This window comes from Duganella sp. SG902 (assembly GCF_013376005.1).
In the GTDB taxonomy this organism is placed as follows: domain Bacteria; phylum Pseudomonadota; class Gammaproteobacteria; order Burkholderiales; family Burkholderiaceae_D; genus Rugamonas.
Genome location: NZ_JABMJK010000006.1, coordinates 319,976 through 341,214, shown reverse-complemented (window position 1 = coordinate 341,214; position 21,239 = coordinate 319,976). Strand labels below are relative to the sequence as shown.

Here is a 21,239-nt window from a genome sequence, read left to right as displayed (position 1 = left end):
TTGTTTTTCTTCTTATACTGGCTGCATGCGTGTCTTTCTTCTCTTTGTCTTTGCGGTGCTGAGCGCTTGCGGTGGCGGTTCCAACTCCTCCTCTGGAACCGCCACTGGCTCTGCGGCCGCTGCCCCCATCACCGTTTCCGATACCGTCACCGTTGGCTCGCTGGCCGGCATGTCCGACGCGCTGGTGGTTGGTGACCACATCGTGGTGCGCTCGCGTTCCGACTCCTTCGTTACCACCAACGGCCAGCCGGTGTATGCGGGCACGCGTCTGAGTGTGCTGGATAAGCAGGGCAAGCTGGTGTCCAGCACCGATTATGGTTTCTCGCTGGCCGCCGGCTATACGGGCGACTGGCTGATGATGCCGTCGCCCGATGGCTTCGTCATGGTGCAAGCCGCCAAGGGCACGGCCTTGCTGCGCTTTGACGCGCAAGCCAAACTGCTTGGCGGCGCCACCAATCTCTATCCGCCTGTGGCGGCGACTTCCAGCACCGAATATGCCGCCGCCGAGAATGGCGGCGCGGCGGATGGTAACGGCTTTTGGCTGGCCACCACCTTTTCGCTGCTGCCGGTCACCGACAAGACGCAGTATGTGCTCAAGCTGTGCAAATTCGATTTCAACGGCAGGCAACTCACTCCACCGTTCATGATTTCCACGTCCGCCTTGCATCCGCGCGTGGCGGCGGCAAACGGCGCTGTGCTCGCGGGGTGGATGGAAGGGGGCGGCGGCATGCTGGCCATGTGGGCCAGGGGCGCCGGTGCCCCGGCTATCCGGTCCATCAATACCGGCGGGTCTCAACCCTATCCGGTCGCGCTCAACACGGCCGGCAAGATGGGCGTGCTGTGGAACGGCAAAGCGACGACCACCAGCAGCGGCGGCATCATGGGTGTGGCGGTCGATAACAATGGCGCGCCCGTGCTGGCTGCCGGGCGCACCGACCTGACGCAGGAGTCCTTGTCCGGCAAGTGGGCCGGCAATGTGCGCACCTCGGAGATCGATGCGCATGCCTTCAGTGGCGGCATCACCATCGCAGGCAGCGTGGTTGGCGCGTTCAATCCTGGCGACGCGATTGGCGACGTGCTGGTGCTGGCGGATTATGCGGTGGGCACGGAGCCGCTGTCTGCGCAGGCGCAGACGGTATTGCGTTTCACCTTGCCGGGCCGTGCCTTGCTCGGACCAACGCCGATCTTCCGCCAGACGCTGTTTGCCGACCACGCCGTGCTGCTGGTTGGCGACGACAACCGGCTGCTGGCCATCAACGTCACGCGGAGCCGTTAAATCACTTGCAAGCGGCACGTTGCCCATTACATAATTGAAAAATAATTATGACGATGGGGAGGGTGCTGCATGAAACGTGCATTCAAGTGGCTGGCGATCGCGCTGGCCTCGGTGGTACTGGTGGTGGCGGCCCTGATCGTCCACACCATTTACTTCAAGCCGCTGAAGCTGGACTGGTTCTACACCAAGGTGTTCGCCGCATTCGCCATCGATAGTCCCGAGATGCTGTCGTCAATGCGCATCCTGCCCGGCTGGGCGGACTTCTACAGCGCCAGGCTGGATGACGCGTCGCCGGCCCACGAGCAGAAGATGGTGGACCTGATGAAGAACAGCCTGGCCACCATCAAGCAGTACGACCGCGAGAAGCTGGACCGCGAAGGCCAACTCTCCTACGACACGCTGACTTACTTCCTGCAGATCCAGGTCGACGGCGAGCCGTACGACAAGCATAACTTCCCGGTCAACCAGATGCAGGGCGTGCAAAGCGCGCTGCCGGACTTCATGGTGCAGGTGCACCAGGTAGGCAGCAAGGCGGAGGCGGAGAACTACATCGCGCGCCTGAAACTGTTCCCGACCAAATTTACCCAACTGGCCGAAGGCCTGCGCCTGCGCGAATCGCGCGGCATTCTGCCGCCGCGCTTCACGGTGGAGAAGGTGCTCAAGCAGATGAACGGCATGATCGCGATGGCGCCGGAGCAGCATCCGCTGTACGTCAGCTTCAAGGCGAAACTGGACAAGATTCCGGCGGCGGAAATGGACGCCGGGACGCGTACCCGCCTGCTGGCCGCCGCCGCCGCGGCTGTGAAGGATCAGGTGTACCCGGCCTACCACGGTTTGATCAGCTACTTTACCGCGCTGGAGCCCAAGGCCAAGGAAAACAATGGCGCGTGGAGCCTGCCGAACGGCGATGCGTTCTACGCCTGGGCCGTGCGCATGCACACCACCACCAACATGACGCCGCAACAGGTGCATGAACTGGGGCTGGCGGAAGTGGCGCGCGTGAGCGCGGAAATGGACGCCATCCTCAAGTCGCAAGGCCTCGGCGATGGCAGCATCGGCGCGCGCGTGCAGCAGTTGGCGCGCACGCCCGCCCAGCAGTATCCGAATACGCCCGAGGGCAAGAATGCCATGCTGGCGCAATACCAGGCGATACTCGATGAGGTGAACAAGGGGCTCGATGGCGCGTTCGATATCCGTCCCAAGCTGGGCGTGAAGGTGGAGCAGGTGCCGCCATCATCGGAGGCGACCGCGCCGGGCGCCTACTACATGCCGGGCGCGTTCGACGGCACCCGTCCGGGCGTGTTCTATGCGAACATGCGCAATCCGGGCGACACGCCGAAGTTCGCCATGCGCACGCTGGCTTATCACGAAGGCATACCGGGCCACCATTTCCAGATCACGCTGGCGCAGGAGCTGCAGGGCGTGCCGTTCTTCCGCCGCGTGGTGCCGTTCACCGCGTATCAGGAAGGCTGGGCGCTGTACGCGGAACGGCTGGCGTACGAGTTGGGCTTCGAGAAGGATCCGCTGGATAACCTGGGCCGCCTGCGCGACGAGATGATGCGCGCCACGCGGCTGGTGGTCGATTCCGGCATCCACTACAAGCACTGGACGCGCGAGCAGGCCATCAGCTACATGATGGATAACACCGGCATGGCGGAAGGCGATGTGACGGCGGAGGTTGAGCGCTACTTCGTCAATCCCGGCCAGGCTTTGGCGTACAAAGTCGGCATGCTGAAGATCCTGGCCTTGCGCGAGCAGGCGAAGCGGGAGCTAGGGGATAAGTTTGACCTCAAGCAGTTCCACAACGAGGTGCTGTCGCATGGCGCCTTGCCGCTGTCGGTGCTGGAGCGCGTGATCAACGATTGGGTGGCGAAGCGCAAGCAGGCATGAAGATAGGAATGCAAACGTGGGGCAGCCACGGCGATATCCGGCCTTTCCTGGCCTTGGCGGAGGGCTTGCAACTGGCGGGGCATGAAGTGACGCTGGTGATCACCTGCGTCGATAGTGATATTTACGCGGGCGTGGCATCGGCGGCGGGTGTGAGGCTCCGCGTGGTGGGATCGCCGGTGAATGGACCGGAGGAGGCGGAGAAGATCGGCATGGCGGCGCTGGAGATGCGCAATCCGCTGACACAAATGCGGATGCTGCTGGATCGCTGCTTTGTGCCCTCCGAAGAGGAAATGTTCGCGGCGGCACTGGCGCTGGCTGCGGAATCGGACCTGCTGATCGGGCATTACTTTATGTATCCCTTGCAGGTGGCGGCGGAGCAGGCCGGCAAGCCGTATGTGAGCGTATTGCTGTCGCATGTGGCGATACCGAGCGCGCATAGCCATCCTACGGGCTTGCCGTTCGGGCAGGGCTTCCTGTGGTGGTTGAGCAGGTGGGCCTTGCACAAGGCGGCCAGCCCGTATCCGGACCGTCTGCGCGCGCGGTTGGGCATGGCGCCGACCGGGGATTTCGTCACGCAGGTGTGGTTGTCGTCGTGGCTTACGCTGGTGGCGGTGAGTCCGCAAATTTGCATGAGGCAGCCGGATTGGGCGCCGTCGTTGCAGGTGTGCGGTTTCCTTGACATGCCGAATATGCAGCTGGAGGGACGGCTGACGGAGGCGGTTGAGCGCTTCCTCGCCGCAGGCGCGCCGCCGGTGTACATGACTTTTGGCAGCTGGACGCCGCGCGAGATCGGCAATCAGAGCGAGAGCCTTCGCTTGTTCACCGAGGCGGCCAGTCTGGCCGGATGCCGAGCCATCATTCAGACGCATGACGCGGCGGCATGCGGCTTCCGGTCGACTGACCAGATCCTGTACGTGAGCGCTTCGCCGCATCATCTGATTTTTCCGCGCTGCGCGGCGGTGGTGCACCACGGCGGCGCTGGCACGACGCAGTCGGCGACGCTGGCGGGCAAGCCGTCGGTGGTGGTGGCCCACATCAGCGAGCAGGAGCACTGGGGCAAGGAATTGAGGCGGCTTGGCATCGCGGGTAAAGCGGCGCACCGCAGCAGCATCACCGCCAAACAGCTCGCGGCGCGCATCAAGGCGCTGCGGCCTGGGATGCAAATTCGGGCGGCGGAGGTCGCGCGCGCGATGGCGGCCGAAGATGGTGTCGCCACCGCCATCCGGCTAATCAACGAAAGAATCGCATGACAGAATCCTTGGCGCTTTTTCGCCGCGCCACTTCGCATGATATTCCCGCGATGTCGGCGGTCCGGCTGGCGGTTCGCGAGAACGTCCTTTCCAATCCGGGCCGCATCACGCCGCAAATGTACGAAGACTATCTTGAGTTGCTGGGGCGCGGCTGGGTGGCGGAAATCGATGGGCAGGTCGTGGGATTCAGCTACGCGAACAAAACCGATGCGTCGATCTGGGCGCTGTTCATCGCGCCGGAATATGAGGGACGAGGCCTCGGCAAGCGACTGCTGGATTTGGCGACCGGCTGGCTGTTCGAGCAAGGCGCGGAATGCGTTCGATTGAGCACCGGCGCGAACACGAGGGCCAGCCAATTCTATGCCGCACAAGGCTGGACTCAGGAACGGCTAGAAGGAAGCGATGTTTTCTATATGCTCGCGAAAAGGATTCAGCATGTCTGAACTGAGTAAAAATCTGATGCGTATGGTCGCTGGAACGGTGTTCGCTGGCGTCGCCCACGTGGCGATTGCGGTGGATCTGTCGGCAACCTCCAATGAGCTTGCGAAGCTCTATAAAGAAGATCAGGCAGACCGGGATTCCTCGTCTGGTCAGGTGCTGGACTGGGAAGCGATCGGCATCCGGGATGAACGGAGAGAGCTCCGTGTTAAGCAATTGCTCGCCGCAGGCCCGCTCGGCGACGGAACCGCCTACTACCATGCGGCCATGGTGCTGCAGCATGCGAGTACGCCGGATGACTACCTCTTGGCGCACGATCTTTGCGTCATCGCTATCAGCAAAGGGGAGAACAAAGCGAAGTGGCTGGCCGCCGCGAGCCTTGACAGATTCCTGCTTGCTATAGGCCGTCCGCAACGCTTCGGGACCCAGTATCAATCCAAGAGAGCATTCCTGCCACCGCAGCTGGCAACTGTCGATCCCAACGTTCCTGATATGTTGCGATCGGAGTTGGATGTGCCGACGCTGGAGGAAGCAAGGAAAACGGAAGCGCAAATGATTAGCTCCTTCAACGAAGCGCGAAAGGCGAGAAAGTGATTGCGGGCGAGGCAGGTCAGAAGGTGTACATGAGGCTTGGCAGATGGCCGGGGGAGAAATGACGGAACTTCTTAAACTCGCGGCGCTGTTTTTTGTGACGGCGTTGGCCGAGATTATCGGCTGCTATTTGCCTTGGCTCGTACTGAAGCAAGGAAAATCCGCCTGGCTGTTTGTGCCGGCGGCGGTGTCGCTCGCGGTTTTTGCGTGGCTGCTTACGCTGCATCCCGCAGCGGCGGGACGTACCTATGCCGCGTATGGCGGTGCGTACATTTGCGTCGCGCTGTTGTGGCTCAGGTTCGTCGACGGTGTGGCGCTGACACGCTTCGACGCGCTTGGCGCAGTGTTGGCCTTGTCAGGCATGGCTGTCATTGCATTACAACCTGAGCGATAGCACGAAACTCGCACATCTTATTTATAGCCGCCGCTTGCCACATGGAGCAAGCGGCGGCGCTCAACGTTAATGGATGCTTGTGTTGCCCGGCTTAGAGCAGCGACTCCGCCAGGTCCTTCAGGTCGTCAGCGTATTCCAGTTCCACCAGCTGCTTGCGGGCGACTCCGCTGCGCCAGGCGGCGGTGGCGATCTTTGGCGTCACGCCGCTCAGCAGGCGAGGATCCAGCAGGCCCGGGACGATGTAGTCCTTGCTGAAGCGTGCATCGCTGCGCGCCATGTCGGCCAGCGCCACCACGCAGGCGCGCTTCATTTCCTGGTTGATGGTGGTCGCGCCCGAGTCCAGCGCGGCGCGGAACAGGTACGGGAAGCACAGTGCGTTGTTGATCTGGTTCGGATAATCCGAACGGCCGGTGGCGATGATGGCATCAGGCGCCACTTCGCGCACCAGTTCCGGACGCAGTTCCGGTTCCGGATTCGCCAGCGTGAACACGATAGGCTGCGCCTTCATGCGCTGGATGTCGGTCTGCGACAACACGCCCGGACCGGACACGCCGAGGAATACGTCCGCACCTTCCATCACGTCGGACAGGGCTAGGGCGGTGGTGTCCTGCGCCCATGCGGCTTTTTCGCCGTCCAGGTTGCGCGCGGTGGTCAGCACGCCTTTGCTGTCGCAGACGTAGATGTTCTTGCGCTGCGCGCCCAGGTCCACCAGCAGTTCCAGGCAAGCCATGGCCGCCGCGCCGGCGCCGGAGCAGACGATTTTCACCGTCGCGATATCGCGGCCGGTCATTTCGATCGCGTTCAGCATGCCCGCGCCAACCACGATGGCGGTGCCGTGCTGGTCGTCATGGAACACCGGAATCGACAGGCGCTCGCGCAGCTTGCGCTCGATGTAGAAGCACTCCGGCGCCTTGATGTCTTCCAGGTTGATGCCGCCGAAGGTCGGATGCAGGGCGGCGATGATGTCCACCAGTTTATCCGGATCGCTCTCGTCGATCTCGATGTCAAACGCGTCGATGCCGGCGAATTTTTTGAACAGGACTACTTTACCTTCCATCACCGGCTTGCCGGCCAGCGCGCCGATGTTGCCCAGACCGAGCACCGCGCTGCCGTTGGTGATGACGCCCACCAGGTTGCCCTTGGCGGTGTATTCGTAAGCCTTGGCCGGCTCGCGCTTGATCTCCACGCACGGCGCGGCGACGCCCGGCGAGTAAGCCAGCGCCAGGTCTTCCTGCGTGCTCACGCTCTTGGTGATTTCGATGGCGATTTTGCCCGCGCTGCCCGCGCGGTGGTAGGCCAGTGCTTTTTGTTCGATGGTGCTCATATTCTGTTCCTTACAAATGCGAAAAACGCCCGCACGGCGAAAGCCGGTGCAGGCGCAAACTTCTGGGAATTCAGTACATCATGGATACAGACCACGCACTTCACGGGCTTGCAACACACGGGTGCAAGCGAGGATGAAGGTGGCGGTTCGCAGCGTGACTTTCTTGTCCTGCGCTACGGTCCATACTGCATTGAATGCATCTTGCATGATGCGGGTTAAGCGGGCATTAATTTCATCCTCGGTCCAGAAGAAGCTGGAGAAATCTTGTACCCACTCGAAGTATGACACGGTTACGCCACCCGCGTTGGCCAGCACGTCGGGAACGATCAGCACATCCTTGTCGGTCAGGATGTCGTCCGCTTCCGGCGTGGTCGGGCCGTTGGCGCCTTCCAGGATGATTTTGGTGCGAATACGCGACGCGTTAGCCGCAGTAATCTGCTGTTCCAGCGCGGCCGGGATCAGGATGTCGGATTCAACGTCCCAGAACGCGTCGCGATCCAGTACCGCTTCGGCGCCCGGGAAGCCGGCGACACCGCCGGTTTCCGCCACGTGCTTGTGCAGACGGGCGATATCCAGGCCGCCTTGATGCACCACGGTGGCGGTGTGATCCTGCACGGCGATCACTTTGGAACCGGCTTCCGCGAACATGGTCGCGGCCACGCCGCCGACGTTGCCGAAGCCTTGCACCGCGACGCGGGCGCCGGCGATCGCCACACCGCGCTTGGCGGCGGCTTCACGGCCCACCACGAACACGCCGCGGCCGGTCGCTTCGCGGCGGCCCAGCGAGCCGCCCAGCGAGATTGGTTTGCCGGTCACCACGCCGGTCGACAGATTACCTTCGATCATGGCGTAGGAGTCCATCATCCATGCCATCACTTGTTCGTTGGTGTTGACGTCCGGTGCGGGGATGTCTTTGTTAGGGCCGATAATCAGGCTGATTTCGCTGGTGTAGCGGCGGGTCAGGCGCTGCAGTTCGCCACGCGACAGGGTCTTCGGATCGACACGGATGCCGCCCTTGGCGCCGCCGTATGGCACGTTGACGGCGGCGTTCTTCACCGTCATCCACGCCGACAGCGCCATCACTTCGGACAGGGTCACGTCCTGGTGGAAGCGCACGCCGCCTTTGCCCGGGCCGCGCGACATGTTGTGCTGCACGCGGTAGCCTTCGTAGTGGGCGATGCTGCCGTCGTCGCGCTCGATCGGCACGTCAACGGTCAGGATGCGTTTCGGGCGCTTGAGGGTTTCGACCCAACGCGACAGGTTGCCGAGGTGCGGGGTAACGCGGTCGATTTGCTGCAGGTAGACGCCCCATGGGCCGAGGTCTTCGGCGTTGAGGTAGGAAGGCAGTGCGTGTTGTGCTGGTACGTTGGTCATGCTCAAGGCTCCCGTGGATTCGTTAATGAACGCTGCTCGTGGCAGCGCTCAAGTGGACGAATCATAGGCCTGTAGCCTTTAGAGCGGCCAATGCTGTATGCGCATTCGGCTATGCAAAAAATGCATAGTTAGCGCTCCGATACCGGAATCTGGCGTTTTCGGCCGCTGTGTTTTTGCTGCGATTCGAGGAATTCCCACAGCCGCTCGACGATCGGCTTGCCGCGACGCTGCGACGACGGACGCTCGCGGTACAGGCGGATCTCCATCTCGATTTCCCAGTCCGAGGTGTCGCCGTCGGCACGCGCCAGCTGCTTTTGTTTGAGCTCGCGCGTGACGGCGGATTCGGGCAGGAAGGCGACGCCGCGTCCCTCCAGCGCCATCATCTTCAGGCCTTCGGCCATGTCGGTTTCGTAGTGCGGCTCGAGGTGCAGCGGGGTTTTCGCGTCGCTCAGTATCAGCTCCACCATGCGTCCGAGATAGGCGTTGTTGGTGTAGGAGAGGAAGGGCAGCGGCGCGCGCTTGGTGCCGGGCAGGGTGAATTCCGGGACCTTGTTTTTATCGCAGCGGGCGTAGGCGCGCAGCGACTCGCGGCCCAGCACCAGCATGTCGTAGCGGCCTGGATCCAGCTGCACCGGCTGGCGCGGATGGTGATAGCACAGCAGCAGGTCGCAGCCGCCTTCCACCAGTTGCAGCACGGCGTCGTGGACGTTGAGCGCCATCAGGCGGCTGCGGATCGGCGCGAAGTCTTCTTCGAGTTTGGTTAGCCACTTCGGCACGAAGGTCAGCGACAAGGTGTGCGGCACCGCGAGGTCGATGCTGGTTTGCGCGGCCGCGCGCTTGGAACGCAGCATCTCGCGCGCGCCGTTGATCTTCGATAGCATCTCCAGCGCCTGCTCGTAGAACACGATGCCGGCCGGCGTCAGGCGCGTGGGGTAGGAGGTGCGGTCGATCAGGTCCGTGCCGAGCCAGTTTTCCAGCGATTGTATGCGGCGCGAAAAGGCGGGCTGCGTTACGTGGCGCAGCGCCGCCGAGCGGCTGAAGTTATTGGTCTCCACCAGTGAGATGAAGTCTTCCAGCCATTTGGTTTCCATGCGTTTTCCTTATGATGCGTTGGCGGTGATGCCGCGGATCGGCGTGAACAGATAGGCGCCCGCCGCGAACAGCACCAGTATGATGCCACCGCCAAGGAACAATTGCGACAGCGTGATCAAGGTGAGCAACCATCCCGTGGCCGCCGCCGACAACGGCGCCAGACCCATGAAGATGAACATGAAGATGCTCATGGCACGGCCCATCATGTGCGGCGGCACGCGTTGCTGTATCCAGGTGAAGACCTTGATCTGGATGTAGCCGGTCAGCAGGCCGAGTGCCAGCATCAGCAGCGACACCTGCCAGACCGCGTGCAGCATCCCCATGGGCGCAAGCAGCAGGCCGGCGATGGCGTCCACCGCCAGTATCATCGCGCCGAAGCTGGCGAAGCGCAGGCGTTGACCGAGTTTCGCGGCCACGCCCATGCCAAGCAGCGTGCCGGCGCCGTGCGCGCCCATGATGAGGCCCAGCGTGGATGCGCCATGCAGTTCGCTCGCCAGCACCGGTATCGCCACCTGCATCGCGCCGCCGATGAACAGCGACACGGTGCCCCAGTAGATGAAGCACAATCGCATCGGCACGTCGTCCCACACCATGCGCAGGCCGGCGCCGACGGAGCGCAGCACCGATTGCGGCGCGGCCGCCGGGGTAGCGCCGGACGTGCGCAGCGTCACCCTGGACAGCGTCCACGCGGACACCAGATAGCTCAGGCAATCGAAGCCGAAGGCCAGCGCGAGGCCGTGCGCGTCGTGCAACGCGCCATCGCCGGCGTCGCCGCCGCTGATCGCCAGCAGGGCGGCCGCCAGCAGCGGCCCGGCCAGCATGGTGACCTGGCGCAGCCCCATCATCATGCCGTTGGCCGCCTGCAGGTGCTCGGGCGCGATCGCCAGCGGCATGATGGACATCCCGGATGGCATGGCGAACGCCTGCGCCAGTCCAAGGCCGAACGCCAGCACATAGATCACCTGCAGCGCCAGTTGCGGCGTCACCGCCACGGTGAGCGACAGCGATGAACCCAAGGCCACGGTGGGCATGGCCGAGACGTTCAGCACCAGCAGCGTAAGCAGCGCAAGCAGCGCGGCGTTGATGTACTTGGTGAGCATCAGCACGCGCTTGGGCGAGTGGCGGTCCACCAGCGCGCCGCCGATCAGCATGAACACCGCGCGCGGAACGCTCATCAGCGCGATCACCAGGCCGAGGGCCAGTGTGTCGCCGGTCAGCTTGAGCACCAGCCAGGGCAGGGCGATCATGGTCAACTGGTCGCCCAGCGCGGAGATGGCGCCGCCACGCATCAGCCAGTTGAAGTTGGCATCCTGTTTGAGCGCGTTCATGAGTTGGAGGCGTTCATGCCGGCGATGAGCGCCAGCGCGTTGCTGATGTCATCGAACTGCGCCGGCGGACAACTGCGCAGCAGGTCCTTGCTGATCTGGTCCGCCACGGTGGTGGCGTTGGTCAGCATCTCGCGGCCGGTGGCGGTGATGGCGGCATAGGCCACGCGGGCGTCGCGCGGGTCCTGCTGGCGTTCGACCAAGCCGATTTTTTCCAGCGGCAGCAGGGTGCGGGTGACGCCGGACGCGGTCAGGCCCTGGCGCTCGGCCAGGTCGACGCGGCGCAATCGGCCGCCCGGCGCGCGGTTCAGGTAGTGCAGCAGCATGAAGTCGCTGAAGCTGATGCCGTGGTAGCCGCCCAGCACCTGGTCCAAGCGGCGCACCAGCGTGGCTTGCGCGCGCGCCAGGCGCAGGGTGAATTCGAGGCTGGGGCTGATCGGGGTGGGTTCGTCCATAGCAAGTCCTTGGTTGAGTATTCCTTGAATAATACTTGAGTAAACAAGTATATGGCAAGGATTATCGTATCAGCGTGTGGTGTGCGATATAATGGCGGGATGAACGATACTACTCAACTCCCACCCCTGCCGGACCGCCTGTCGATCGATCCGCGCAGCAAATTCCACGTTGCCGCCGTGTTCGAACACGACATCGGCATCAACTTCAACGGCAAAGAGCGCAACGATGTGGATGAATACTGCATCAGCGAAGGCTGGATCAAGGTCCCGGCCGGCAAGGCGCTGGATCGCAAGGGCAACCCCATGCTGATCAAGCTGAAAGGCACGGTCGAGCCGTTCTACCGTTAATCGGTAGCGAGCTCAGCGCTCAACAAAAAAGCCACCTTGACGGTGGCTTTTCTTATTTGCCGGCTTCGCCGCGCAGCTTGTCCAGCATGGCCAGCGTGGACGGCGACAGGTTCATGATCCCGTGGTAGGCGCAATACTCGCAAAACGCTTCCTCCGGCGTCATGGCGGCAATACTGGCGTCGGAATGCCCGCGGCGGCGCAGTGCGCGCAGACAGGCGGCATCCATATTTCTGGAATTCATGCACTTCTCCCTTTTCGATTCAGATAGTTGGTGGTGGATTACGACTAACTGAAATTATTATAATTCGAAATAGTGCCGTGCGGCAATAAAATTGATTCTACCTTAAGCCGGGCGCGCCGCCGCCGCGCTTGGGAGGCCGCGCTGCAGACGCCACAGCAGCGTGGTCGCCACCAGCGAGGTGGCCACCACCACGTAGCCCACGGTGTCGAAATGCTGCAGGCGGCCATCGGCGGCTTGGGTCACGATGTGACCGGACACCACCGACGCCACGCCGCCCGCCAACTGCTGGATCGAGGCGCTGATGGCGTTGTACGAGCCGCGCTGGGTCATGCTGGGCACGGTCGAGGAAATGGCCTGGAACGGGATCATGCGCGAGAAGATGCCGACGAACATCACCGAATTGACCACCACCAGCATCCACAGCGGAACGTGGCCGAGGTGGGTGTAGATCAGCACCATGGCGATCGACAGCGCGGTGCCGAACAGGAACACGCGGAACTTGCCGAAGGCGTCGGCCGCGCGGCCGATCATCGGGCCGATGAAGATGGTGCACAGGCCGGTGACCAGGTACACGGTCGGCAGATGATGCAGGTCGATGCCCATGTTGTTGACGATGTAGGCGCTGCTGAACGGCATCAGCATGAAGCCGCCGGTGGTCAGCAGGGCGGTCACGCAGAAGGCCAGCAGGTAGCGCTTTTCCGTCACGGTGTGGAACAGGTGCATGAACGGGCTGTGTTCCTGCGGCTGGGCCAGGTGGGCGTTCACCGGCTGCAGCTTCCACGCCACCAACAGGCCGCCGGCCAGGCCGAAGGCGGCCATGGCCATGAACGGCACATGCCAGTTCCACTGGTTGGACAGGTAGATGCCGGCCGGGATGCCCAGCACCTGGCTGGCGGCGAACGCGGTCTGGATCAGGCCCATCACGCGGCCGCGCATCTGCGGCGGGAACAGGTCGGTGGAGATGGCCAGCACCACGGAGCCGATCACGCCGCCGAACAGGCCGGTGAACACGCGCGCGGCCAGCAGGCTTTCGAAGCTCTGCGCCAGGCCGCACCAGACGGTGCCGACGATGAAGCCGGTGTAGAAGAACAGCAGCAGCTTCTTGCGGTCGTAGCGGTCGGCGAAGCCGGCCGTCAGCAGGCCGGACAGGCCGGCGCTGAAGGCGTAGGCCGACACCACCAGGCCGAACTGCGCGGGCGCGATTTTCAGGTCCGGCATGATGACGGCACCCAGCGGCGACATGATCATGAAGTCGAGGATGACGGCGAACTGCAGGAAGGCCAGCATGGCCACCACTTGTTTTTGATAGCCGCTGAACGGCGGCGCTGGTGTTTTTTGCATGCGTTATTCTTTCGATTCAGGTGGCGGTGCGGCGCGATCAGGGCGGCAGAAGTTGGCGCGGTGCTTGAAGAAGGCCTGGCGCTCCTCGGGCGTCATGGCTTGCCAGCGCTGCCAGTGTTCGCGCTTCTCGTGCCAGTCGCGGTGATGGCCGCGGAAACCGCCGAACAGGATGCGGCAGAGTAGCAGCAATCCGACCGATTGCCAATAATTCACGGCATTGGCGCCGGGGAAGATCGCCGGGATGAGCCAGTTCCACAGGGCCATCACAATCAGGCCCAGCACACCGGCGGCGGCAAGGATGAAGAGGCCCTTCATCAGTTTGAATTTCTTGTAGCTCAGGTCATGGTGACGCATTTTACAAATACCTCCTTTCAATCTTTCATTCGTCATACAGGGTTTGCAGGCGCTGGCGCAGATAAAGCACGGCGTAGCGCTTGCGCGCCAATAAGGTGTTGATGGAGACGCCCGTTTGCGCGGCCATCTCCTTGAAGCTGACGCCATCGAGCTCGTGCGCGATGAAGACCTCGCGCTGGTTGGCGGGGAGTTCGTCCAGCGCGAGCTGCAGTTCCTCGAGCAGCATGGCGCGGGCGTAGGCGGCCTCGGGGCCGGCGTCGGGCGAGGGCAGCAGCAGGTCGAGGCGGCAGTCGTCGTCCTCGTCGCAGGGGGCGAGGTCGTCCAACGCGACTTCCTTCTTCTTGCGGAAGCGGTCGATGATGCGGTTGCGGGCCACGCGGAACAGCCAGGCGCTGGCCTGCTCGATGGGGTCGGGCAGGCGGTAGGCCTGGGTGAACTCGTAGAACACGTCCTGCAGGATATCGTCGGCGTCGGTCTGGTCGGCCACCCGGCGGCGGATGAAGTTCCACAACCGCGAACGCTCGCGCAACACAGTCTCGGTGATGTCCTGATCTTGCTCAGATGTTGTTATTGGTGCAGTCATAGACTGGAGGACGATCCAGAACGCCGATTATTGTGCGCCTACGCTTAAAGGAACAATTATGCCAACGTGGTAGCCTATCACCTAAGGCACCGAATCTTGTGCGACTTGGAGTAAATCGTGATGAACTGGGACGTTATCGATGTGCGACCGGAGGGCGATCATGCCCTGCGGGTTCGATTTAGGGATGGCGTGGAGGGCTTGGTCAAATTCATGCCGTCCGCATTCCGTGGCGTTTTCGCTCGCCTCAGCAACCCGGCCGAGTTCAGTCGGGTATCGGTTACCGAAGGTGTAGTCACCTGGCCCGGTGAGCTGGACTTGGCGCCGGACGCGATGCATGATCAGATACGCCGCAATGGGGAATGGATCTTGAAGTGACTTGAAAATGCTGCATTTTTGGCATTTCGGGGTATTGAATCGGCGTTCTGTCTAAAACTGGCCGAGGCGTGGCTTGTGCTTGCTTACACTGGCGGTTCTTTCAATGTAAGGAGGCGAAATGGGCAAGTGGCGTTTCATTTTGGGGTTGGCGCTGCCGCTGGCGGCGCAGGCGCAGGGCGATTTGTCGGCGCTGGACCGGGATATGGCCGGGGCGCGGTCGCAGGTGCTGGTGTTGGGCACGGTGCACTTGAGCCAATTGCCGAAGACCTTCAACCCCGCCGCGCTGGACGGCGTGCTGAAGCGGCTGGAAGCCTTCAAGCCCGATATCATCACCATCGAGTCATTGCCGGGCGAGGAGTGCGATCTGGCCGCGCGCCAACCGGCCAGGTACGACCCCGACTACTGCGCGCCGACCGATGACGCCAAAGCCGCCACCGGACTGGACCTCACGGCGGCCATCGCCGAGGTACACAAGACCTTCAAAACCTGGCCGGCGCGGCCGACGCCGGCGCAGCGCCGCCATCTGGCCGCGCTGCTGCTGGCGGCCAACGACCGCGCCTCGGCCTATGTGCAGTGGCTGCAGCTGCCGGAAACCGAACGCCGCGCGGGGGATGGGCTCGACGCCGCCCTGGTCAACAAGCTCACTCAACTCGCCGGCAATCGCAACGAGGACTATCAGATCGCCGCCCGCCTGGCCGCGCGCCTTGGCCTGCAGCGGGTGCATCAGGTCGACAATCACACTGGCGACCTCATCGCGGTGGCGGACGAGAAGGCGTTCGGCCGCTCGGTGGAGGCGGCGTGGAAGGCCGGTGGCGCGGCCTTGCAGGCGCAGGACCAGCGTTACGACGCCATGGCGCTGGAGCCCGACCTGTTGCCGTTGTACCGCCAGATCAACCACCCGGCCGATCTGCTGGTGCGCGCCGACGGCAACGTGCGCGCCGCCCTGCGCGCCGCGTCGCCCGAAGGCTATCCGCAGATGTGGGTGGCTGGCTGGGAAATCCGCAACCTGCGCATGGTGGCCAACATCCGCGAAACCTTCCGCGAACGCCCCGGCGCGCGCGTGCTGTCCATCGTCGGCGTCACCCACAAACCGTGGTTCGACGCCTGGCTGGGGCAGCTGCAAGGCGTGGATATTGTCGACGTGGCGACCGTTTTGAAGTAAGCCTATGCTAGGTGTCTAACGGAGGCGATGCGCGATAGCCCGTAAAGTGAAGTCATCCATACCATCACCGGAGATCACGATGACCGCTCGCAGCCTGCTTCCTTCCGCATTGATCGGCGCCGTGGCCAGCGCGCGCTCGATGACGCCGATGGCCACCATCGCCATGGCGCGGCTGGCCGACCGCCAGACCAGCGGCAAGCTGGTGCTGCTGGACAAGCCGCTGTTCAAACTCGGCGCGCTGGCCATGGGCGCCGGCGAACTGGTCGGCGACAAGATGAAGACCGCGCCCGACCGCACGGTTTTTCTCGGCCTGCTGGCGCGCGTGATGAGCGCGGGCATCGCCGGCGCCGCGCTGGCGCCGCGCGGCAAGGAGCCGTCCGGCGCGGCGCTCGCGGTGGCCACCGCCGTGCCGCTGGCCTACCTCACGCTGGCCGGGCGCAAGCGGGCGATGGCCAGCATCGGCCAGACCCGCAGCGGCCTGATCGAGGACGCGCTGATCGTCGCCGCCGGCGCCGCCATCGTGGCGCTGTCGACGCGGGCCAGGAACTAAAAAAACGGCCGCCAGATTGCTCTGGCGGCCGTTTGTTCACGCGCTGACCGGATTAACGGTCGCCGTAGCTGCGGCGTGGACGGTCGCTGTTGTACGGGTTGTTGGCCTTGAAGCCGGGACCCTTGTAGCCTTCGTTCGAGCCGGTGACGCCGTCACGGCGCGGCGCGCCGCCTGGCTTGCTGAACGAGCGCTGGCCTGGCTTGTTGCCGCCGCGGTTGTCGCCCGGCTTCCAGCCGCCCGGACGCGAGGAACGTGGCGGGAAGCTGGTTTTCTTCGGCTCGAAGCCTTCGATCACGTTCACCGGGATCATTTGCTTGGTGAAGCGCTCGATGCGTTTCACGTGCATGCCCTCGGCGTGGTTCACCAGCGAGATCGCCAGGCCGTTGCGGCCGGCGCGGCCGGTGCGGCCGATGCGGTGCACGTAGTCCTCGGGGAACTTCGGCAGGTCGTAGTTGAACACGTGGGTGATGGTCGGCACGTCGATGCCGCGCGCGGCGACGTCGGTGGCCACCAGCACTTTGACCTGGCCGCGGCGCAGGCTGTCCAGGGTGCGGTTGCGCGCGCCCTGGTGCATGTCGCCGTGCAGCGCGGCGGCCGAGAAGCCGGCGATGTTCAGGCGGTCGGCGATGGTGTCGGCGTCACGCTTGGTGGCGGTGAACACCACGGCCTGGGCCATGGTCTCGTCGCGCAGCAGGTGGTCCAGCAGGCGGTTCTTGTGCGACAGGTCGTCGACGAAGTGCACGCGCTGGGTGATGTTCTCATGCTTGTTGGCCGCGCTCATGATCTGGATGATCTGCGGGTCCTTGGTGATGCGGCGCGCCATGTTGCCCACCACGCCGTCCAGCGTGGCCGAGAACAGCATGGTCTGGCGGCCTTCCGGAGTCGCGGCGACGATTTTCTCGATATCGTCGATGAAGCCCATGTCCAGCATGCGGTCGGCCTCGTCCAGCACCAGGATTTCCAGTTGCGAGAAGTCGATCTTGCCCGATTCCATGTGGTCGATCAGGCGGCCAGGGGTGGCCACCAGGATCTCGGGATTCTTGGCCAGCAGTTGCATCTGCTTAGGGTAGGGCATGCCGCCCAGGATCGACACGGCCTTGATGCGGCGCAGGTTGACGCTGTATTTGTCGGTGTTGGTGGTGACTTGCAGCGCCAGTTCGCGGGTCGGGGTCAGCACCAGCATTTTTGGCTGGGCTGCTTTAAAACGTGGACGCTCGCCGCGCGCACGGGCGGCTTGCATTTCCTGGTTCGGGGTCTTGCCGGCGGCGGCCGGCTCGATGGAGGCCAAACGGTGCAGCGACGGCAGCATGAACGCCGCAGTCTTGCCGGAACCGGTTTGCGAGGATACCAACAAGTCCTTGCCCGCGATCGCCGCGGGGACGGCCTGCTGCTGAACGGGAGTCGGCGCGGTGTAGCCGGCGTCGGTCAGGGCTTTGAGGATGGACGTGTTGAGACCTAGTGCTTCAAATGTCATGCTTTTCTTTCGTAAAAATGCAGCGTCCACGCCGAAGCGGAACGCGAAATAGCAACGCCTACCAAAACGAAATGACTCAATCAGAATCGAAAGAAATTTCGGCACAAAAGCTTTGCGCCGGGACGGTGTCAGATCAACGACACCAGAGGCGGGAGGGCTTTATAAGGGCATCCGGATGATGCGCTGTGAGGCTTGCGTAGCTGCTTAACTATCACTGGCTGAATCTTTGGTATCGAATTGCTATCAACCGACACGGGGATTTCAGCGCAAGGCCGTTATTATGCCCTAGTTTGACGCGCTTGTATAGTTCAGCTGGCCATGCGCTTCAACAGGCGCTCAAAACGCAGGCTGGCCAGGTGGGCCTTGGCCAGCATTTCCTCGCTGATCTCGTCGGTTTGCGGCGCCGGCTGCTGGTCGGCATTGCCGTAGCCGAAGCGGCGCGTGGTCTGGCGCATGCGCGCCGCCAGGAACACCGACAGCGCGCGGTAGAAGCGCGCGGCGAACGGCGCGTCGGCCGCCAGCTTCTCGCGCAGGCGCGCGTGCGACAGGCGCAGCGCGGCCGCGCCCTCGTTGGCGCGCACCGAGGCGCTGGTGCGGGCCGGGTCGACCAGCGACATCTCGCCGATGATCTCGCCGCTGCTGAGCTCGACGATCTGCTCGCCGGCGCCGCTCAGCACGGAGAAGGTGCCGTCCAGCACGAAATACACGCTGTCGACGTGGCTGTTGAAGGCGATGATGTCGGCGCCGACCGGGTAGCGCAGGCGGTCGCCGTTGTTGGCGATCCATTCCACGTCCTCATCCTCCAGCTCGCTGAGGATGAAAAGCACTTTGCGCATGCGCGTCTGGTCCGGCGCGATCAGTTGATCGACGGAAGAGTTTCGATTCACTTGCTGCCCTAGTATGATGTTATTTTTACTTCCAGAAAGTATAAGCTTTTTTCGCGCGGGAAGATATCTTCCGGATAAGAAAAAAGCCCTGCGAGCAGGGCTTTATGCGGGCTGGGGGCGGGACCGGCTTACTGGTAGTCTTCCGCGTTCAGGCCCATGACGTGCGAGAAGCCGCCGTCGACGTAGGTGATCTCACCGGTGATGCCCGAGGCCAGGTCGGACAGCAGGAAGGCGGCGGTGTTGCCGACTTCCTCGATGGTGACGTTGCGGCGCAGCGGCGCGTGCGAGGCGGCAAAGCCCAGCAGCTTGCCGAAGTCCTTGATGCCGGACGCGGCCAGAGTCTTGATCGGGCCGGCCGAGATGCCGTTCGAGCGGATGCCTTTCTTGCCCAGGTTTTCCGCCAGGTAGCGCACCGACGCCTCCAGCGAGGCCTTGGCCAGGCCCATGGTGTTGTAGTAGGGGATGGCGCGCACCGCGCCCAGGTAGGACAGGGTCAGCACCGACGAGCCTTCCTTCAGCAGCGGCAGCGCGGCCTTGGCCAGCGCCGGGAAGCTGTAGGCCGAGATGTCGTGCGCGACGCGGAAGTTCTCGCGGGTCAGGCCATCCAGGAATTCGCCGGCGATGGCCTCGCGCGGCGCGAAGCCGATCGCGTGCACCAGGCCGTCCAGATGGTCCCAGCTCTTGCCCAGGTCGGCGAACAGCGCCTCGATCTGCTCGTCGCTGCCGACGTCGCAGTCGAACACCAGCTTGCTGCCGAATTCGGCGGCGAATTCGGTGATGCGGTCCTTGAAGCGCTCGCCGACGTAGGTGAACGCCAGTTCGGCGCCCTCGCGTTTGCAGGCTTGGGCGATGCCGTAAGCGATGGAACGGTTCGACAGCAAACCAGTGATGAGGATTTTTTTGCCTTGCAAGAACGCCATAGGGACTCCGGGTGCGACCGCCGTGCGCTCGCTTGCCCGGTGGGCTGGCTGGCACGGCAGGTGGGTTGTGTTTTTTTAAGACCGAGATTGTAGGGCGACTAGGCCGCGACTGCAACCTTTGTCATTGATTGCTCTTGCGGTGTTTTTGGGATTTGGCGTCGCGCGGCACGCGCGCCTTGACCAGCGCGACCGGGCTGGATTTGTCCGCTTTGCCGGCCTTGGCCCGCTTGTAGCCCTTGGCGGCCGACTTGTCGCTCTCGGACTCGAACGCCACGGTGGCGTTGTCGGCCACGTCGGCGCCGATGTTGCCGCCGGCGGAGGCCGAGATCTTCGGCACCAGAATGGTGGAGCCGGCCTTCAGCACCGAGTTCTGCGGAATATTGTTGGCCTGGCGGATCACCTCGGGCGAGGTGTGGAAGCGCGAGGCCAGCGAGCGGATCGATTCGCGCGCGCTGGTGATCTTGTGCGTGCTCCAGGTCGACAACTCCTTGCTCCACTGCGCCAGGTTGATGTGGAACTTCTCGGCGTTCTCCTTCGGCAGCAGGATCTTGGTGTCCTCGCCGCCGACGATCACCGGGCGCTTGAACTGCGGATTGAGCGCCTTGAACTCGTCCACCGACAGCTCGGCCAGGTGGGCGGCCACGGTCAGGTCGATGTCGCTGGTCTTGTCGACCGCCGTGAAGTAGGGCGAATTGTCGATCGCCGGCAGGTTCAGGCCGAACTGCTGCGGGTTGGCCACGATGTTCTTGACCGCCTGCAGCTTGGGCACGTAATTGCGGGTTTCGGCCGGCATCAGGTCGGCCAGGCTTTCAAAGTCGGTCGGCTTGCCGGCGGCCTGGTTGCGCTTGATGGCTTTCTGCACCGAGCCCTCGCCCCAGTTGTAGGCGGCCAGGGCCAGCTGCCAGTCGCCGAACATGTCGTACAGGCGCTGCAGATAGGTCAGGGCGGCGTCGGTCGAGGCCAGGATGCCGCGGCGCTCGTCCTTGAAGGCGTCCTGCTTGAGGTTGAAGTCGCGGCCGGTGCCGGGCACGAACTGCCACATGCCGGCGGCGTTGGCGCTGGACACGGCGGTCGGGTTGAAGGCGGACTCGATGAACGGCAGCAGCGCCAGCTCGGTCGGCATGCCGCGTTTTTCCAGCTCGGACACCACGTGGAACAGGTACAGCGACGCGCGCGCGGTGGTGCGGGCGATGTAATCGGGGCGGGTGGCGTACCAGTTGATGTGTTTGGCCACCAGCTCGTTGTTCACATCGGGAATCGCGTAGCCGCTGCGGATGCGGCCCCAGACGTCCTTCTCGCGGAACGCCTCTTCGTCGACCATCTTGGCCGGCTTGGCGATTTTCAGGGAGGAGACATCGGGGATGGGGGATTTCGGCAGGGGGGACAGCGCGGTGGTGACCGTCGGCAGGCCCGGCGCCTCGTCATGCGCCTGGGCCAGCACCGGCGCGAGCAGCGCGAGCAGTGCGGCGAGGGCGGCAGATTTAGGAATTCGTGCTTGCATAGTTTTCCATGGTTAGCGATAAGAAACGTCGCGTGGACTATGAATTAAACGTGGAGTGTACGAAGGTCATCCGGGCGAGTCAAGGAATATGTCA

23 protein-coding genes are annotated in these 21,239 nt (G+C 63.4%); 10 read left to right on the top strand and 13 right to left on the bottom strand.

What is annotated here, in order from left to right; genetic code table 11:
• Positions 1–25: 25 nt before the first annotated feature.
• From FHW83_RS15940 to FHW83_RS15915, 6 genes are all read left to right on the top strand, one after another.
• A complete protein-coding gene (locus FHW83_RS15940) occupies positions 26–1,276 on the top strand; it encodes a hypothetical protein (RefSeq protein ID WP_176647327.1) in 1,251 nt (416 codons plus the stop codon).
• Between the two features lie 69 nt (positions 1,277–1,345).
• The gene (locus tag FHW83_RS15935; RefSeq protein ID WP_176647326.1) at positions 1,346–3,166 is read left to right on the top strand and encodes a DUF885 family protein; all 1,821 of its coding nucleotides are present in this window, start codon (positions 1,346–1,348) and stop codon (positions 3,164–3,166) included.
• A gap of 8 nt (positions 3,167–3,174) precedes the next feature.
• Positions 3,175–4,416 carry a glycosyltransferase gene (locus FHW83_RS15930; protein WP_176647325.1) on the top strand — a complete coding sequence of 414 codons (1,242 nt, stop codon included), beginning with the start codon at positions 3,175–3,177 and terminating at the stop codon, positions 4,414–4,416.
• The gene (locus FHW83_RS15925) at positions 4,413–4,859 is read left to right on the top strand and encodes a GNAT family N-acetyltransferase (protein WP_229224210.1); all 447 of its coding nucleotides are present in this window, start codon (positions 4,413–4,415) and stop codon (positions 4,857–4,859) included. The genes FHW83_RS15930 and FHW83_RS15925 overlap by 4 nt, the downstream gene beginning before the upstream one ends.
• Positions 4,852–5,448, top strand: coding sequence for a hypothetical protein (locus FHW83_RS15920; protein WP_176647324.1), 597 nt, complete (start codon positions 4,852–4,854; stop codon positions 5,446–5,448). Before FHW83_RS15925 ends, FHW83_RS15920 begins: the two co-directional genes overlap by 8 nt.
• 58 nt (positions 5,449–5,506) lie before the next feature.
• Positions 5,507–5,839 carry a YnfA family protein gene (locus tag FHW83_RS15915; protein WP_176647323.1) on the top strand — a complete coding sequence of 111 codons (333 nt, stop codon included), beginning with the start codon at positions 5,507–5,509 and terminating at the stop codon, positions 5,837–5,839.
• A gap of 91 nt (positions 5,840–5,930) precedes the next feature.
• On the opposite strand, the gene FHW83_RS15910 is transcribed toward FHW83_RS15915, so the two are convergent.
• The 5 genes from FHW83_RS15910 to FHW83_RS15890 form a co-directional block, all read right to left on the bottom strand.
• Positions 5,931–7,163 carry a malic enzyme-like NAD(P)-binding protein gene (locus FHW83_RS15910; RefSeq protein ID WP_176647322.1) on the bottom strand — a complete coding sequence of 411 codons (1,233 nt, stop codon included), beginning with the start codon at positions 7,161–7,163 and terminating at the stop codon, positions 5,931–5,933.
• Between the two features lie 78 nt (positions 7,164–7,241).
• On the bottom strand, positions 7,242–8,537 hold the full coding sequence (locus tag FHW83_RS15905) for a Glu/Leu/Phe/Val dehydrogenase (protein ID WP_176647321.1): 1,296 nt from the start codon (positions 8,535–8,537) through the stop codon (positions 7,242–7,244).
• A 128-nt stretch (positions 8,538–8,665) separates the two neighbouring features.
• Positions 8,666–9,628, bottom strand: coding sequence for a LysR substrate-binding domain-containing protein (locus FHW83_RS15900; RefSeq protein ID WP_176647320.1), 963 nt, complete (start codon positions 9,626–9,628; stop codon positions 8,666–8,668).
• A gap of 9 nt (positions 9,629–9,637) precedes the next feature.
• Positions 9,638–10,957, bottom strand: coding sequence for an MFS transporter (locus tag FHW83_RS15895; RefSeq protein WP_176647319.1), 1,320 nt, complete (start codon positions 10,955–10,957; stop codon positions 9,638–9,640).
• The gene (locus FHW83_RS15890) at positions 10,954–11,409 is read right to left on the bottom strand and encodes a MarR family winged helix-turn-helix transcriptional regulator (protein ID WP_176647318.1); all 456 of its coding nucleotides are present in this window, start codon (positions 11,407–11,409) and stop codon (positions 10,954–10,956) included. The genes FHW83_RS15895 and FHW83_RS15890 overlap by 4 nt, the downstream gene beginning before the upstream one ends.
• A 99-nt stretch (positions 11,410–11,508) precedes the next feature.
• Here FHW83_RS15890 and FHW83_RS15885 point away from each other — a divergent pair, with 99 nt between their 5' ends.
• A complete protein-coding gene (locus FHW83_RS15885) occupies positions 11,509–11,757 on the top strand; it encodes a DUF3297 family protein (RefSeq protein ID WP_161014594.1) in 249 nt (82 codons plus the stop codon).
• Positions 11,758–11,809: 52 nt separating this feature from the next.
• On the opposite strand, the gene FHW83_RS15880 is transcribed toward FHW83_RS15885, so the two are convergent.
• The 4 genes from FHW83_RS15880 to FHW83_RS15865 form a co-directional block, all read right to left on the bottom strand.
• Positions 11,810–11,998, bottom strand: coding sequence for a hypothetical protein (locus tag FHW83_RS15880; protein ID WP_176647049.1), 189 nt, complete (start codon positions 11,996–11,998; stop codon positions 11,810–11,812).
• 102 nt (positions 11,999–12,100) lie between these two features.
• A complete protein-coding gene (locus FHW83_RS15875) occupies positions 12,101–13,339 on the bottom strand; it encodes an MFS transporter (RefSeq protein ID WP_176647317.1) in 1,239 nt (412 codons plus the stop codon).
• A 3-nt stretch (positions 13,340–13,342) separates the two neighbouring features.
• Positions 13,343–13,693 carry a hypothetical protein gene (locus FHW83_RS15870; protein WP_229224209.1) on the bottom strand — a complete coding sequence of 117 codons (351 nt, stop codon included), beginning with the start codon at positions 13,691–13,693 and terminating at the stop codon, positions 13,343–13,345.
• A gap of 25 nt (positions 13,694–13,718) precedes the next feature.
• Positions 13,719–14,276, bottom strand: a complete 558-nt coding sequence (locus tag FHW83_RS15865) for an RNA polymerase sigma factor (protein ID WP_176647316.1) — start codon at positions 14,274–14,276, stop codon at positions 13,719–13,721.
• 120 nt (positions 14,277–14,396) lie between these two features.
• On the opposite strand from FHW83_RS15865, the gene FHW83_RS15860 reads away from it, so the two are divergent.
• The 3 genes from FHW83_RS15860 (at position 14,397) to FHW83_RS15850 (ending at position 16,363) form a co-directional block, all read left to right on the top strand.
• Positions 14,397–14,651, top strand: a complete 255-nt coding sequence (locus FHW83_RS15860; RefSeq protein WP_176647399.1) for a DUF2442 domain-containing protein — start codon at positions 14,397–14,399, stop codon at positions 14,649–14,651.
• Between the two features lie 118 nt (positions 14,652–14,769).
• The gene (locus tag FHW83_RS15855; RefSeq protein WP_176647315.1) at positions 14,770–15,813 is read left to right on the top strand and encodes a DUF5694 domain-containing protein; all 1,044 of its coding nucleotides are present in this window, start codon (positions 14,770–14,772) and stop codon (positions 15,811–15,813) included.
• Between the two features lie 79 nt (positions 15,814–15,892).
• Complete coding sequence (locus FHW83_RS15850) at positions 15,893–16,363, top strand: hypothetical protein (protein WP_176647314.1); 471 nt, start codon at positions 15,893–15,895, stop codon at positions 16,361–16,363.
• A gap of 52 nt (positions 16,364–16,415) precedes the next feature.
• Here FHW83_RS15850 and FHW83_RS15845 read toward each other — a convergent pair whose 3' ends face one another.
• The 4 genes from FHW83_RS15845 to FHW83_RS15830 form a co-directional block, all read right to left on the bottom strand.
• Positions 16,416–17,837 (bottom strand): DEAD/DEAH box helicase, encoded by a 1,422-nt coding sequence (locus FHW83_RS15845; protein ID WP_176647313.1) that lies wholly within the window; start codon positions 17,835–17,837, stop codon positions 16,416–16,418.
• A gap of 308 nt (positions 17,838–18,145) precedes the next feature.
• Positions 18,146–18,673: a cyclic nucleotide-binding domain-containing protein gene (locus FHW83_RS15840; protein WP_176647312.1), complete on the bottom strand. Its 528-nt coding sequence runs from the start codon at positions 18,671–18,673 to the stop codon at positions 18,146–18,148.
• Positions 18,674–18,852: 179 nt separating this feature from the next.
• The gene (gene fabI, locus FHW83_RS15835; RefSeq protein WP_176647311.1) at positions 18,853–19,644 is read right to left on the bottom strand and encodes an enoyl-ACP reductase FabI; all 792 of its coding nucleotides are present in this window, start codon (positions 19,642–19,644) and stop codon (positions 18,853–18,855) included.
• A gap of 121 nt (positions 19,645–19,765) precedes the next feature.
• Positions 19,766–21,145, bottom strand: coding sequence for a transglycosylase SLT domain-containing protein (locus FHW83_RS15830; RefSeq protein ID WP_176647310.1), 1,380 nt, complete (start codon positions 21,143–21,145; stop codon positions 19,766–19,768).
• Positions 21,146–21,239: the final 94 nt, after the last annotated feature.